The organism is Brevundimonas sp. LM2 (assembly GCF_002002865.1).
Taxonomy (GTDB): domain Bacteria; phylum Pseudomonadota; class Alphaproteobacteria; order Caulobacterales; family Caulobacteraceae; genus Brevundimonas.
Genome location: NZ_CP019508.1, coordinates 2,518,898 through 2,531,587, shown reverse-complemented (window position 1 = coordinate 2,531,587; position 12,690 = coordinate 2,518,898). Strand labels below are relative to the sequence as shown.

Below are 12,690 nucleotides of genomic sequence, written 5' to 3'. Positions count from 1 at the left end.
CGGGCCCTTTTTCTTTGGAGCGCGGACGTCCACGTCCGCATTTGACGGCGCGGCCCGATGCGGACCTGGAGGTCCGCGCTCCGGCCTAGTCCTGACCGGCGATCGGCCGCATCGGAGTCTGGTCGTTCGAACCGAGGCCGGGATTGGCGGTCGTGGTCGCGCCCTGACGGATCGCCGGGTCCAGATGGGCCCCCGCGCAGCCGACGCCGAGGTTCGACCCCGGGCAGTCGCCGGGCCCCAGGATACCAACTCCGCCCGACAGCCGCCGCCGCCGCGCCGCATGCTGCGCCAGGGCCTGGGCTCCGCCGCGGGCGAACCCGGCTTCGCGACGCGCCTCCGCCGCGTTGAGGGTGCGCGGCCCCAGGGGCCCGGCCTGGCCGGCGGCCGCATTGAACCGGTCGTCGCAAAGCTGTTGCTCGCTGGCCGTCAGCCGCCCGTCCATGGCGCGACAGCCCGCCGCCCCGGTGCGCAGGGACCGGGCCACGGCGGCGCTCTGGCTCTCGGGCGTCAGACGCCAGGCGTCGGCCGGGGCGGCGGGGGCGGATGCGGGCGCGCCGGCGGCGATGCGCGGGGCGGGGGTGGAAGGCGTCTCCTCGGTTCGACGCTGTGTTCCCGGCAGGATCGACTGGCCTGCACGCACCTGGTCCAGCGGCGCGACGGGGCCTGCGGGGCGTGCAACGGGAACGCGCGTCCGGGCGACTTCGCCTGGCAACAGTGGCCTGGGCTCGATGTCCAGATAGATCGGAATCGCGGGGTCCTCATCGCGGCGCGGCACCAGCGGCTCTTCGAAGAACCGCAGCGCCAGGGGCGTCAGGATGGCGATATGAAAGACGACCGAGCCGGCCAGCAAGGTCGCGCGACGACGCCGGTCGGGGCTCCAGCCCGGGCGTCGTCTGGTCCCCTGCAACGCCACGTCCGCCACGCGCTTTCCCCACCACTGCGGCGAAGCTGACCCGCGACCATGGCCGGATCAGGGCGGCCTCAGCCGACGGTGCGCCACGGCGTCAGGGGCCGCACGGTGGCGCAGGCCGGGGTGCCGTCCCGGCCCCGACCGGGAAGGGTAACTTCCAGCACCGCGCCCGGGACGCGCAGGGCGGCCGGGATGTCGTGGACGTCGATCTTGGCGCGCCGCCGGATCGGTTCGGGCACCTCGGCCACGCTGCCGGCCAGGACGATGTAGACGAAGCGCCGGACCGGCCCCTCGCGCCGCACGAAGGTCCCGCCCAGCTGGCCGTCCGGCCGTAGCGTCACCGGCACGTCGAAGCTGAGCGGCGCGCCGTCGGACAGACGGATGTCGACCGCCGCGTTCTTGGCGTCCTGCAGGCTGTAGTGCAGGCCTGCGAACGGGTCGGCGATGGTCAGGCGCAGGGTCAGGGTCTCAGTCATGGGTCACCCGGTGCTGGCCGCGGACCATGCGGACGAACGGCATCGGCCGGTCGGCCTGGCTCAGCCGCTCGGCCACCTCGGCCAGGACGAAGCGGGTGATGGACGGCAGGTCGAGCGCGCGCGCCGCGTCCAGGGGCAGCCAGGCGATCTCGTCCAGCTCGCCCGACCCGGCGGTGGGCTCGGGAGCGAGCAGGGCAGAGGCGTCGGCCATGAAGAACCGGGCGTCGAACCGGCGGGTGCGGCCCGGCGGGGTGATGGCGCGGGCGACGTAGGACAGGGCGGCGAGGTCGGGCAGGGCCCCGGCGGCGCGGAAGGCGCGCCACGGGCCGGCGACGGACGCGGGGGGCACCGCGCGGCCCAGGACCAGGCCGGTCTCCTCGAAGGTCTCGCGCACGGCGGTCAGGCACAGGGCGCGGGCGCGGTGGGGGGCCAGTTCGCTCTCCAGCCGGGCGCGGGTGGCGGCCCCCGGGTCGGTGGCGGCGGCGGCGGTGAAGTCGGCGCGATCGATCCGGCCGCCCGGAAAGACCCATTTGGAGGCCATGAAGACATGACCCGGCGCCCGGCGGCCCATCAGGACCTCGGGCGTCCGGCCGCCCCGCACGAGGATCAGGGTGGCGGCGTCCTTGGGTCGCTGGCGCGGACCAGGGGCGCGCGGGGCATCGCGGAGGTCCTGATCGGCGTCGAAGGGTTGGTGGGGGGAGGTCGGCACGGCGCGAGACTAGCACCGCGCCGTGCCGGGAGCAGGGGCGAAAATCAGCCTGCGGGACAAGCGATGAGGCGGGCGCGACGGTCGCTCCAGCGCAGCCACAGCAGCAGGGCCAGACCGGACGCCGAAGCCGCCGCGCCTGCAAGCGCCACGGCCGGGAGACCGAGGCCGGCGGCGATCACCGCCCCGCCCAGGGCGGCGCCGATGGCGTTGCCGAGGTTGAAGGCGCCGATGTTCATGGCCGAGGCCAGATTGGGCGCATCCGATGCGGCGGCCATGACACGAACCTGCAGCGGCGGGACCAGGGCAAAGGAGGCGACGCCCCAAAGGAAGATCAGCACCGCCGTCGGGGCCGCGAACGGCATGGCGAAGGCGAAGGCGATCAGCAGGACGGACGAGGCGATCAGGGTGACGATCAGGGTCCGGTCGACCGACCTGTCGGCGAACCGGCCGCCCAGCCAGTTGCCGAGCGTGAGGCCGAGGCCATAGGTGACCAGCATGGCGGTGACGAAGCCGAGCGAGGCACGGGTCACGTCCTGCAGGATCGGGGCGATGTAGGTGAAGACGGTGAACATGCCGCTGGCACCGATCACGGTCAGGGCGAGGGCGGCGAGGACGGGGCCGCGGCCGAGCACCTTCAGTTCCGCCAGGGCGTCGGCATCCTCGGGGGCGGGGAGTTTCGGCCGGGTCAGGCGCAGGGCGGCCATGACGAACAGGCCGATGGCGGTCACGCCCCAGAAGGAGGCGCGCCAGCCGAGCGCGTCGCCGGCCCAGGCGGCCAGGGGCACGCCGACGACGTTGGCGAGGGTCAGGCCCATAAACATGGAGGCGACGGCGCCCGCCTGACGGTTCGGGGCGACCAGGCCCGCAGCCACGATCGATCCGACGCCGAAGAAGGCTCCGTGGTTCAGGGACGTGATCACCCGGGCGGCCATCAGGGTCCCGTAATCGGGGGCGAGCGCCGACAGAAGGTTGCCGAGCGTGAAGATGGCGGCGAGCCCGATCAGCAGGGTGCGGCGGGGAACCTTGCCCGTCGTCAGGGTCATCAGCGGGGCGCCGAGGACGACACCCAGGGCATAGGCGCTGATCAACAGGCCCGCCGTCGGGATGGAGACGCCGAGGTCGGTGGCGATGATGGGCAACAGGCCCATCGGGGCGAACTCGGTCACGCCGATGCCGAAGGCACCCGCCGCGAGGGCGAGGAGGGGAGGGTTCAGTTTCATGGGAATTCTGACTCAGACCAGCGGCGGGTTGAGGCGGGCGAAGCCGGCCTGTTGCCGATAGGGGGTGTGGGGATAGGGGGGCAGGACGTCGCTGGCAGTGTCGAGAGCGGCGACCTGGGCCGGCGTCAGGCTCCAGCCGACGGCGCCCAGGTTCTGGCGCAGCTGTTCCTCGTTGCGGGCGCCGATGATGACCGAGGAGACGGTCGGACGTTGCAGCAGCCAGTTGATGGCGATCTGGGGCACGGTCTTGCCGGTCTCGGCCGCGACGACATCGAGGGCGTCGACAACGCGGTACAGATGCTCGTCGTCGACCGGCGGCGCGAACTGGGCCGTGTCGTGCAGGCGACTGCCCTCGGGGATCGGGGCGTCGCGCCGGACCTTGCCGGTCAGCCGGCCCCAGCCGAGCGGGCTCCAGACCAGGGCGCCGATGCCCTGATCCGCAGCGAGCGGCATCAGGTCGGCTTCATAGGCGCGGCCGATCAGCGAATAGTAGACCTGATGGGCGACGAAGCGGGGCCGGGCGTCGCGGTCGGCCGCAGCCTGCGCCTTCATCAGGGCCCAGCCCGGGTAGTTGGAGACGCCGGTGTAGCGGACCTTGCCGGAGGTCACGAGGGCGTCCAGCGTCGCCAGAAGCTCATCAACCGGCGTCGAGGCGTCGTAGGCATGCAACTGCAGCAGGTCGATCCGGTCCGTGCCGAGCCGCTTCAAGGCCGCCTCGACGGAGGCGATCAGGCGACCGCGCGAGACGCCCCAGTCGCCGGGGCTATCGCCCGTGGGCAGGCCGGTCTTGGTGGAGATGAGGACATCGTCGCGGCGGCCCTTGATCGCCTCGCCCAGCACCCGTTCGGACGCGCCGTCGGAATAGACGTCGGCGGTGTCGAACAGATTGACCCCGGCCTCGAGGCAGATGTCGATCAGGCGGCGGGCCTCGGCGGCGTCGCTGGTTCCCCAGGCTCCGAACAGGGGGCCCGTGCCGCCGAACGTTCCGGTGCCGAAGCTGAGGACGGGAACGCGAAGGCCGGAAGCGCCGAGTTGACGATAGTCCATGTCGAAATCCGTGGGGTTGCTGTCTGATGCATAGATGGACACCCCCCAAGACCATTGGTAGGAAGGCGACAGGCGAAGGATCTATGATTTGAACGCAAAGACGCCGTCAACCGCCGGGATGGACCGGGCGCGGGAGATGCAGGTGTTCGCGACGGTGGCGGACGCCGGCAGCCTGTCGTCGGCGGGGCGTCGGCTGGGGCTGACGCCGTCTGCGGTGAGCCGGACGATCGACAGGATCGAGGCGCGGCTCGGGGTGCGACTGTTGCTGCGGACCACGCGGCTGCTGACGTTGACGGCGGAGGGGCAGACCTATCTGGGCGCGGCGCGGCGGATTCTGGCGGATCTCGACGACGCGGAACAGGCGGTGGCGGATCAGGGGGCACCGAGGGGGCGGCTGCGGGTCAGCGCGGCCCTGGCGCATGGGCGACTGGTGGTCGTGCCGCTGCTCAAGGATTTTTTGGCGCTCTATCCGCACATCCTGGTGGAGATCAGCCTGACCGATGCCGTCGTCGATGTCGCGGCGGGGCAGGCGGACGTGGCGATCCGGTTCGGCCGGCTGGCCGACAGCGGCCTGACCGCGAGGAAACTCGGTGAGACGGGGCGGATCGTGGTCGCGTCGCCGGACTATCTGATGCGACGCGGGGAGCCGGCGGTCCCGGAAGACCTGCACAACCACGACTGCCTGAACTTCAGCTTCCGCCGGGCCGAGCCGGTCTGGCCGTTCCGGCGCGACGGGGTCGATTTCGCCCTGACCGTGCGGGGTCCGGTCGAGGCCAACAACGGCGAGACCCTGACCCAGCTGGCGCGCGACGGGGTGGGGATCACCCGCGTCGGGGCCTTCAGCGCCGAGGACGACATCCGCGACGGACGACTGATCCCCCTGCTGGAGGCGTTCAATCCGGGAGACCGCGAGGCGATCCACACCGTCTTCGTCGGCGGGGCGAACACCCCGGCGCGGGTGCGCGTGTTCGTGGATTATCTGGCGGAGCGGCTCGGGTAGCGTCGGTCAGCCGGCTTCCGTTTCGCTGCCGCCCTGGGCGATGGCCGCGATCTGAGCCTCGAGCGCCTGTCGGACTTCGGGCGAGCAGTCGCTGGCCGCAGTTGTAGCGCTGGTAGCGGGGCCGGAGGCCGGCGCGATGATCAGGTCCTCGACCAGGCTCGAGGCGGCGGCGCGGAGCGGGGGCTCCTCGATGCCGGACACCGCCGTCCGGGCCAGGCGCGCGGCGTCGACGTCTTCCCAGCCGCAGGTCGCGGCCGCCTGGCGCAGCGTCTGGGCCGCGCGCACGCCCTGCACGATCTCGGGATGGCTGGCCTCCAGCGCGGCCATGGCGGCGTTGCGACTGGCCGTCTCGACATCGACCTCGCCACAGGCGGCGACGGCCACGGCCGCGACGAGGGACAGGCCCAGAACCAGACGCGGCATGACGAACACTCCTTTGAAGTCCGGGCGGGTCATATCAGGCCGGGATGGCCCAGGATGGGCGACCGATTGGCCGAGGCGTCGTGCCCTACCGCCGCTTGCCTTTGCGCACGCCTTTCAGGCCGCCGGACGGGCGTCCGCCGCTGGGGGGCTTGGGACCGCCCGGACGACCGGAGCCGCGCTTGGGCGGGCCGTTGCCGCCGCCGGCGGGACCGCGACCGCGCAGGCCCAGGCGGGGGGCGGCCGCGTTCGGATCTCGGGCCTCGGGGTCGGACAGCATCTCGAACAGCAGGCCGCCGGTGATGGGCGTGGCCTCCTTCAGCTTGACCTCCACCGCCCGGCCCAGGGTGTAGCGCTGGCCCGAGCGTTCGCCGACCAGGGCATGGGCGCGGTCGTCGTGGGTGAAGTATTCGTTGCCCAGAGACGAGACGGGGACCAGGCCGTCGGCCCCGGTCTCGTCCAGACGGACGAACAGGCCGAAGCGGGTCACCCCGGTGATCCGGCCGGTGAAGGTGGCGCCGACACGGTCCTCCAGGAAGGCGGCGATATAGCGGTCCATGGCGTCGCGCTCGGCGGCCATGGAGCGGCGCTCGGTCAGGGTCACCTGGTCGGCGATGGCCGGCAGCTCGGCGATCTCGCGGTCGGTCAGGCCGTCCGAGCCCAGGTTCAGGGCCCGGATCAGGCCGCGGTGGACGATCAGGTCGGAATAGCGCCGGATCGGCGAGGTGAAGTGGGCGTAGCGATCCAGGTTCAGGCCGAAATGGCCGACGTTGTCCGGGCTGTAGATGGCCTGCATCTGGCTGCGCAGAACGACCTCGTTGACCACCTCGGCGTGGGGGCCGTCGCGGGTCTCGTCCAGCAGTTTGTTGAAGCGTTTGGTCGTCGGGGCCTCGCCCTTGTTCCAGGGCTTGCCGAGGGTCGACAGGAAGTCGGCCAGGTTGAAGACCTTCTCCTGGCTGGGGGTGTCGTGGACGCGGAAGATCAGGGGCGTCTTCTTGGCCTCGAGCGTCTCTGCGGCGCAGACATTGGCCTGGACCATCATCTCCTCGATCAGCCGGTGGGCCTCCAGGCTGACGCGTTTCTCGATGGAGGCGATGCCGCCGTCCGGCGACATGCGGATGCGGCGCTCGGCGCTGTCGATCTGCAGGGGGGCGCGCTTCAGCCGGCCCTTCAGCATGGTGTGGTAGGCGCTCCACAGGGGCGTGAGGATCGCGTCCATGATCGGGCCGGTAGTGTCGTCGGTGCCGCCGCCGTTCTCGACTCCGTCGATGGCGGCCTGGGCCTGTTCGTAGGACAGGCTGGCGTGGCTGCGCATCAGGCCGCGGTGGAACTTGTGGCCCAGTTTGCGGCCCTCCTTGTCGAAGACCATACGCACGGCCAGGGTCGCGCGGTTCTCGCCCTGTTTCAGGCTGCACAGGCCGTTCGACAGCCGCTCGGGCAGCATCGGCTCGACGCGGTCGGGGAAATAGGTGGAGTTGCCCTTGGCCCGGGCCTCGCGGTCCAGGCTGGTGTTGGGGCGGACATAGGCGGCGACGTCGGCGATGGCGACCCAGACGATCCAGCCGCCCTCGTTCTTCGGATCCTCGTCGCGCTGGGCATATACGGCGTCGTCGTGGTCGCGCGCGTCGGCGGGGTCGATGGTGACGAAGGGGATGTCGCGCAGGTCGTCGCGGCCCTTCAGCGTCGGCAGGTCCTGGTGCTCGGCTTCCTGCTCCACCGCCTCGGAGAAGCCCATGGGCACGCCGTGAGTGTGGATGGCGATCAGGGAGGCGGCGCGGGGGTCGTCCTCGCGGCCGACGGTCTCCAGGATCTTGCCGCGCTTGTGGCCATAACGCTGGTCGGACTTCTCGATCGCGGCCAGGACCAGGTCGCCGTCGCGCAGGTCGGTCGCCTGGACCGCGGGCACGATCAGGACGTCCTTGGAGCGGCGGTCGACGGGCTCGACCCGGGTCTCCTTGTTCGACTTGCGGATCACGCCGAGGACGCGATTGGCGTTGGTGTCCAGCGTCTTGATCAGCCGGGCTTCCCAGCCGTTGGAGCCCAGCTCGAACTTGGCCAGCACGCGGTCGCCCAGGCCGGGGGCGGGGCCGGGCTTGCCCTTGTCGGGGATCAGTAGGGCATTGGGCGCATCGGCCGAGGCCTCGACCAGGCGGACATACAGTTCGCCGTCGTTGTCCTTCTCGACCACATCGGCGACGCCGACGGGGGGCAGGGCGCCGGCTTCGGAAAAGGCCTTGCGGCCGCGCTTGCCCAGCTTGCCGGCGGCTTCGAGGCCGCGGATCATTTCGCGCAAGCAGCGGCGGTCTTCGCCCTTGAGGCCGAAGTGGCGGGCGATGTCGCCCTTTTCCGCGCTGCCGGCGTCGCGCAGGAAGGCCAGCAGGGTGGCCTCGTCCGGCAGGCCGGCGGCGGGGCGTTTGGGGGTCTTGGTCATTCAGTCTTTCGGATCGCCGGGCGCATCGGCCTCGGCGGGATTGTGAGATCGCACGCCCACCGCAATCGCGGCGGCGTGAAGATTGATATCGAGGGTGATCAGTCGAGCCTCCAGCCGCTCCGCCACCGCAAGGTGAAGGGCGTCCGGCGCTCGAAGTTTCAGGTCGAGGTTGCGAACAAGTTCGGTTGCGCGCAAGACGTCCTCGTTGACGGCCTCGCTGAGGTCGGCTGTCGCCTCAACCCATTTGTCGATGTCGAGCAGCAGACCCTCAGTCAACTCCCGCGACCGTTCTCTCATTCGAAACAGGCGCGAGACCGCCGAAGATGTCTCGGCGATGGCGAACTGACTGACGATGATATCGGCGTCGGACTGGTCGATTGTCGCGGCAACGCTTGCGCTGGAGCGTTCGTTCAAAATGATGGACACGATGACCGAGGCGTCGAGATAGTCGATCACCGCTCGGGCTCGTCATCCATATGAAGAAGCTCGACGGCGCTCATGGGCAAGGGCTTCTGCGCCTTACGTCGCTCAGCGAAATAGGCCTGGGCCGCGCGACGTTGTTCCAGCGTGCGTTTCGGCGGCGGGTTCATTTCCGCGATTGGCTTGCCGTGGCGGGTGATGGTGATCTTCTCTCCGCTCTGAACGCGGTCGAGCAGGTGGGTGAAGTTGTTCTTGGCTTCGGCGACGCCGTAGGTGGCCATGACCGCTCTCCCGGATTATGGCCATAAATATAGCCATAAATTGCGGCATCGGCAACGGGTTGTCCGGCCGGGGCGGCGCGCCTAGCTTCCGGCCTCGAAACCGGAGCCCGTTCATGTCCCTGTCCGCCCACCCGACCCTGAGCGCGCCCACCGGCTCGCTGCTGGACCTGATCGGCAAGACGCCGATGGTGGAGGTGACCAAGATCGACACCGGGCCGTGCCGGCTGTTCCTGAAGCTGGAGGCCCAGAATCCGGGCGGATCGATCAAGGACCGGATCGCCCTGTCGATGATCGCGGCGGCGGAGGCGGAGGGCTGGCTGAAGCCCGGCGGCACGATCGTCGAGGCTACGGCCGGAAACACCGGTTTGGCGCTGACGCTGGTCGGCCAGGCCAAGGGCTATAAGGTGCTGCTGGTCATCCCGGACAAGATGTCCAAGGAAAAGATCCAGCATCTGCGGGCCATGGGGGCGGACGTCCGCCTGACCCGGTCGGATGTGGGGCACGGCCATCCCGAATACTATACCGACATGGCCGAGCGGCTGGCGCAGCAGATCCCGGGCGGGTTCTTCGTCAACCAGTTCAACAACCGGGCGAACTCCGAGGCCCATGTGAAGACGACGGGCCCCGAGATCTGGGAACAGATGGGCCACAACATCGACGCCTTCGTGGCCGGGATCGGTTCGGGCGGGACGATCACGGGAATCGGCCAGTTCCTGAAGAGCCAGGGTTCCAACGCCCAGATCATCCTGGCGGATCCGGTCGGGTCGGTGCTGGCGGGGGTCGTCAACGACGGCGTCCCGGGCCCCGACGGCAGCTATACGGTCGAGGGCATCGGCCAGAGCTTCGTGCCCGAGACGGCCGACATGAGCCTGATCGACAAGGCCTATTCGATCCCGGACGCGGAGGCGATCGCGACGGTGCGCGAGCTGCTGCTGAAGGAAGGTATCCTGGCCGGCTCGTCGTCGGGCACGCTGATCGCCTCGGCCCTGCGCTGGTGCCGGGAGCAGACCGAGCCGAAGCGGGTGGTGACCTTCGTCTGCGACACCGGGGCGAAATACCTGTCCAAGGTCTACAACGACGCCTGGCTGGCGGACCAGGGCCTGGGCGAGCGCGAGCTGCACGGCGACCTGTCCGACCTGATCAGCCGCAAATACGAGAAGGGCGACGTCGTCACGGCCGGGCCGGACGATACCCTGGACACCGCCTTCAAGCGCATGCGCGGAGCCGACGTCTCGCAGCTGCCGATCATCCAGGAGGGCCGGCTGGTCGGGATTCTGGACGAGAGCGACATCGTACACATCATGAACACCGACGAGATCACCCGCCGCGAGCGTTTCGCCAAGCCGGTGGCCTCGGCCATGACGCGCGATCTGGACACGGTCCAGGTGTCCGAGCCGCTGGACGCGCTGATCCCGGTGTTCGACCGCGACCGGGTGGCGATCGTGCTGGATGGCGAGAAATTCGTCGGCCTGATCGCGCGCGTCGACCTGATCAACCACCTCAGCCTGAACCGATAGTTGGGTCGGTGCATCTGATGCACTATAACCCGGCATGGTGACGCTCCATCGAGCGCCAGCCTGGAAGATCGCCGTCTATGGGCGGGATCATGGTGTCCCGCATTTCCATGTTGAGGGAAAGGGATGGAGGTGTTCCGTGTCGATCGCCACGCTTGAGCTCATCATCGGTCAGCCGCCGAAGGACGCCCTGGCCGCAGCCATCGGCTGGGCCTCGGATCATCAGGCCGATCTAATGCGAACCTGGCGGGAGTTGAACCCGTGAGCGAGACCTTGCGCAGCCTGACGGCCGTCCGTCACCTGGATGGACACCGGCTCGCGCTGACCTGGGGCCCGGGCGAGGAAGCGACCGTAGATTTCGCCCCCATCGTCAAGATCCCCCCCTTTCGCCCGCTCGCCGACACCGCGGTATTCGCTGAGGTCGAGGTCGGCGACTGGGGGCACAGTCTGGTCTGGCCCGGGGAGATCGAGATCGGCGCGGACTCGCTGTGGCTCGACAGCCTCACCGCCTGGGGGCGTGATGATACGCGTGCCTTCCTCGAGTGGCGTCTTCGAAACGGGCTGTCGCTGAATGGAGCCGCCGAGGCGCTGGGCCTGTCCCGGCGCACCATCGCCTATTATTCCGGAGGGCGGACCGTGCCGCGCTCCATCCTTCTGGCCTGCAAGGGCTGGGACGCACTGAAAGCCGCCTGAACCCATGATCAAGAACAGCCAGGGTTTCTCGACCCGCGCCATCCACGCCGGTCAGCGGCCGGACCCGACCACGGGCGCGGTGATGACGCCGATCTACGCCACCTCGACCTATGCCCAGGAAAGCCCGGGGGTGAACAAGGGCTATGAGTACGCCCGGGGCAAGAACCCGACGCGCGAGGCCTTCGAGGCCTGTATCGCCGATCTCGAGGGCGGGGTGCAGGGCTTCGGCTTCGCCAGCGGCATGGCGGCGACCTCGACGGCGCTGGAGCTGCTGGATGCGGGCTCGCACATCGTGACGGGCGATGATCTGTACGGCGGGTCGTGGCGGCTGTTCGAGCGGGTGCGGCGGCGGTCGATGGGGCTGGATTTCGCCTATGTCGATCTGAGCGACGTCGCGGCGGTCGAGGCGGCGATCACGCCGAAGACGAAGATGCTGTGGGTCGAGACGCCCACCAATCCCCTGATGAAACTGGCCGACATCGCCGCCCTGTCGGCGGTGGCCAGGGCGCACGGCCTGCTGCTGGTGGTGGACAACACCTTCGCCACGCCCTGGAGCCAGCAGCCGCTGAGCCTGGGGGCCGACATCGTCATGCATTCGGCGACCAAATACCTGAACGGCCACTCCGACATCATCGGCGGGGTGCTGGTCGCCGGAAACGTCGAGATCGCCAAGGAGATCAAGTTCCTGCAGAATTCGGTCGGGGGGGTGATGGGGCCGTTCGACGCCTTTCTGGCCAACCGGGGGCTGAAGACCCTAGGCCTGCGGATGAAGGCGCACAACGAGAACGCCCTGGCCGTCGCGCGCTGGCTGGAGGAGCGGGCCGGGGTGTCGCGGGTGCTGTATCCCGGCCTGATCAGCCATCCCCAGCATGAGCTCGCCAGCCGCCAGATGAACGGTCGCTACGGCGGCATGGTCACCGTGGTGCTGGACGGCGACCTGGCCCACACGAAACAGGTGCTAGAGCGGTTCCAGGTCTTCACCCTGGCGGAATCGCTGGGCGGCGTGGAGAGCCTGGTGAACCACCCGGCCATCATGACCCATGCCAGCGTGCCGAAAGACGTGCGCGAGGCGGGCGGGATCACCGATAGCCTGATCCGGTTCTCGGTCGGGGTCGAGGATCTGGACGACCTGATCGCCGACCTGGATCAGGCGCTGGGCTGACGCCGCGGCTCGCCGCCGGCGTCGCGGCGACGCCAGGGCCAGACCCCCTCGATCTCGGTTTCCAGCGAGAAGCTGAGGAAGGTTCGGATCAGCACGACCAGGCCCAGCAGGCCGACGCTTTCGAACGTCAGCGGCGCGGTGATGGTGGCGATGATGTCCGCGCCGACCAGCAGTTCGAGACCCAGCAGGATGCCGCGTCCCAGATTGGCCCGGTAGTGGTCATAGGCCCTGGCCCCGTCGCGGGACTGGATCAGGTTCATCACGAAGACGAAGGTCGCCAGAACGGCACCGCCCAGGATGACGGCGACCCCCGCGAGTTCCAGGAGGCTGGAGAGCCGGTCGATAAGGGAGTGCAGATTGCCGACCATTCCCGGCAACGCTTGACGAGCCTGTGAGTTCGCGGCTTC

The 12,690-nt window shown here is 69.6% G+C and carries 15 protein-coding genes; 5 read left to right on the top strand and 10 right to left on the bottom strand.

The features are described from left to right. Positions 1-85: 85 nt before the first annotated feature. The 5 genes from BZG35_RS17695 to BZG35_RS12525 are packed head-to-tail and all read right to left on the bottom strand — an operon-like array spanning position 86 to position 4,362. Complete coding sequence (locus BZG35_RS17695) at positions 86-922, bottom strand: hypothetical protein (RefSeq protein ID WP_150126029.1); 837 nt, start codon at positions 920-922, stop codon at positions 86-88. 59 nt (positions 923-981) lie between these two features. Beyond that, positions 982-1,386 carry a DUF5990 family protein gene (locus tag BZG35_RS12540; protein WP_077355961.1) on the bottom strand — a complete coding sequence of 135 codons (405 nt, stop codon included), beginning with the start codon at positions 1,384-1,386 and terminating at the stop codon, positions 982-984. Further along, positions 1,379-2,095 carry an NUDIX hydrolase gene (locus tag BZG35_RS12535; RefSeq protein WP_077355960.1) on the bottom strand — a complete coding sequence of 239 codons (717 nt, stop codon included), beginning with the start codon at positions 2,093-2,095 and terminating at the stop codon, positions 1,379-1,381. The genes BZG35_RS12540 and BZG35_RS12535 overlap by 8 nt, the downstream gene beginning before the upstream one ends. Positions 2,096-2,139: 44 nt before the next feature. Next, positions 2,140-3,315, bottom strand: a complete 1,176-nt coding sequence (locus BZG35_RS12530) for an MFS transporter (protein WP_077355959.1) — start codon at positions 3,313-3,315, stop codon at positions 2,140-2,142. A gap of 12 nt (positions 3,316-3,327) precedes the next feature. Next, entirely contained in the window at positions 3,328-4,362 is a 1,035-nt protein-coding gene (locus BZG35_RS12525) for an aldo/keto reductase (RefSeq protein WP_077358110.1), read from the bottom strand. Between the two features lie 88 nt (positions 4,363-4,450). On the opposite strand from BZG35_RS12525, the gene BZG35_RS12520 reads away from it, so the two are divergent. Continuing rightward, complete coding sequence (locus BZG35_RS12520; RefSeq protein WP_305764352.1) at positions 4,451-5,362, top strand: LysR family transcriptional regulator; 912 nt, start codon at positions 4,451-4,453, stop codon at positions 5,360-5,362. A 6-nt stretch (positions 5,363-5,368) separates the two neighbouring features. Here BZG35_RS12520 and BZG35_RS12515 read toward each other — a convergent pair whose 3' ends face one another. The 4 genes from BZG35_RS12515 to BZG35_RS12500 all read right to left on the bottom strand — a co-directional run bounded on the left by BZG35_RS12515 (position 5,369) and on the right by BZG35_RS12500 (position 8,914). Next, on the bottom strand, positions 5,369-5,785 hold the full coding sequence (locus tag BZG35_RS12515) for a hypothetical protein (RefSeq protein ID WP_150126028.1): 417 nt from the start codon (positions 5,783-5,785) through the stop codon (positions 5,369-5,371). An 85-nt stretch (positions 5,786-5,870) separates the two neighbouring features. After that, positions 5,871-8,213, bottom strand: coding sequence for a ribonuclease R (gene rnr / locus BZG35_RS12510; protein WP_077355956.1), 2,343 nt, complete (start codon positions 8,211-8,213; stop codon positions 5,871-5,873). Beyond that, on the bottom strand, positions 8,214-8,669 hold the full coding sequence (locus BZG35_RS12505) for a type II toxin-antitoxin system VapC family toxin (RefSeq protein ID WP_077355955.1): 456 nt from the start codon (positions 8,667-8,669) through the stop codon (positions 8,214-8,216). After that, positions 8,666-8,914, bottom strand: a complete 249-nt coding sequence (locus BZG35_RS12500; RefSeq protein ID WP_077355954.1) for a type II toxin-antitoxin system Phd/YefM family antitoxin — start codon at positions 8,912-8,914, stop codon at positions 8,666-8,668. The genes BZG35_RS12505 and BZG35_RS12500 overlap by 4 nt, the downstream gene beginning before the upstream one ends. 113 nt (positions 8,915-9,027) lie before the next feature. Here BZG35_RS12500 and BZG35_RS12495 point away from each other — a divergent pair, with 113 nt between their 5' ends. From BZG35_RS12495 to BZG35_RS12480, 4 genes are read left to right on the top strand one after another with little or no spacing between them, the layout of a single operon-like run. Next, on the top strand, positions 9,028-10,431 hold the full coding sequence (locus BZG35_RS12495) for a cystathionine beta-synthase (protein WP_077355953.1): 1,404 nt from the start codon (positions 9,028-9,030) through the stop codon (positions 10,429-10,431). 34 nt (positions 10,432-10,465) lie between these two features. Next, positions 10,466-10,693 carry a DUF4160 domain-containing protein gene (locus BZG35_RS12490; RefSeq protein WP_077355952.1) on the top strand — a complete coding sequence of 76 codons (228 nt, stop codon included), beginning with the start codon at positions 10,466-10,468 and terminating at the stop codon, positions 10,691-10,693. Next, positions 10,690-11,121: a DUF2442 domain-containing protein gene (locus BZG35_RS12485; RefSeq protein WP_077355951.1), complete on the top strand. Its 432-nt coding sequence runs from the start codon at positions 10,690-10,692 to the stop codon at positions 11,119-11,121. The genes BZG35_RS12490 and BZG35_RS12485 overlap by 4 nt, the downstream gene beginning before the upstream one ends. A gap of 4 nt (positions 11,122-11,125) precedes the next feature. Then, entirely contained in the window at positions 11,126-12,283 is a 1,158-nt protein-coding gene (locus BZG35_RS12480) for a cystathionine gamma-synthase (RefSeq protein ID WP_077355950.1), read from the top strand. Here the strand turns inward: BZG35_RS12480 and BZG35_RS12475 are convergent. Next, positions 12,268-12,651, bottom strand: a complete 384-nt coding sequence (locus BZG35_RS12475) for a DUF1622 domain-containing protein (protein WP_077355949.1) — start codon at positions 12,649-12,651, stop codon at positions 12,268-12,270. The two genes, BZG35_RS12480 and BZG35_RS12475, sit on opposite strands and share 16 nt — an antisense overlap. Between the last annotated feature and the right edge of the window lie 39 nt (positions 12,652-12,690).

What these genes read in the sequence shown, in the direction of transcription:
- BZG35_RS12490 (WP_077355952.1), top strand. Translation starts at nt 10,466, where the DNA reads ATGGTGACGCTCCATCGAGCGCCAGCCTGGAAGATCGCCGTCTATGGG.
- rnr (WP_077355956.1), bottom strand. Translation starts at nt 8,213, where the DNA reads ATGACCAAGACCCCCAAACGCCCCGCCGCCGGCCTGCCGGACGAGGCC.
- BZG35_RS12495 (WP_077355953.1), top strand. Translation starts at nt 9,028, where the DNA reads ATGTCCCTGTCCGCCCACCCGACCCTGAGCGCGCCCACCGGCTCGCTG.
- BZG35_RS12530 (WP_077355959.1), bottom strand. Translation starts at nt 3,315, where the DNA reads ATGAAACTGAACCCTCCCCTCCTCGCCCTCGCGGCGGGTGCCTTCGGC.
- BZG35_RS12540 (WP_077355961.1), bottom strand. Translation starts at nt 1,386, where the DNA reads ATGACTGAGACCCTGACCCTGCGCCTGACCATCGCCGACCCGTTCGCA.
- BZG35_RS12525 (WP_077358110.1), bottom strand. Translation starts at nt 4,362, where the DNA reads ATGGACTATCGTCAACTCGGCGCTTCCGGCCTTCGCGTTCCCGTCCTC.
- BZG35_RS12500 (WP_077355954.1), bottom strand. Translation starts at nt 8,914, where the DNA reads ATGGCCACCTACGGCGTCGCCGAAGCCAAGAACAACTTCACCCACCTG.
- BZG35_RS12515 (WP_150126028.1), bottom strand. Translation starts at nt 5,785, where the DNA reads ATGCCGCGTCTGGTTCTGGGCCTGTCCCTCGTCGCGGCCGTGGCCGTC.
- BZG35_RS12480 (WP_077355950.1), top strand. Translation starts at nt 11,126, where the DNA reads ATGATCAAGAACAGCCAGGGTTTCTCGACCCGCGCCATCCACGCCGGT.
- BZG35_RS12475 (WP_077355949.1), bottom strand. Translation starts at nt 12,651, where the DNA reads ATGGTCGGCAATCTGCACTCCCTTATCGACCGGCTCTCCAGCCTCCTG.